Raw genomic sequence first — 298 nt, forward strand, 5'->3', positions numbered from 1 at the left:
CGTGGGCACTGCCGACCGGGCTTGGCGGCGTCGTCGGCGACGCGCTGGTGCGTGCGCCCGCCGTCGTGTTTGGCCCGGCCGGCTTCACCTATCGTCTCGTGCTCGGCATCATCCTGTTTGCGGCGATGGCTGCGGCCTTTCTGTTTGCCAGCGGCTGGGGCTCGCGCCCGAAAGAGGAAGAGCTGACGCCGATCGAGGACGATGACGCGCCCTTCGTTGAAGAAGAGGATCGCAGTTCGGTATCGCTCGGATGGGTGTACCATGCCCTGATGAGCGCAAAGGCTCGGCTCGGTTGGAT

1 pseudogene is annotated in these 298 nt (G+C 65.8%); it reads left to right on the plus strand.

Annotated elements, in window-relative coordinates:
- Window positions 1-298, plus strand: a pseudogene (locus tag QSV46_RS39345) (cell division protein FtsK); the annotation flags it as partial.

The organism is Bradyrhizobium cosmicum, assembly GCF_032290525.1.
In the GTDB taxonomy this organism is placed as follows: Bacteria; Pseudomonadota; Alphaproteobacteria; order Rhizobiales; family Xanthobacteraceae; genus Bradyrhizobium; species Bradyrhizobium cosmicum_A.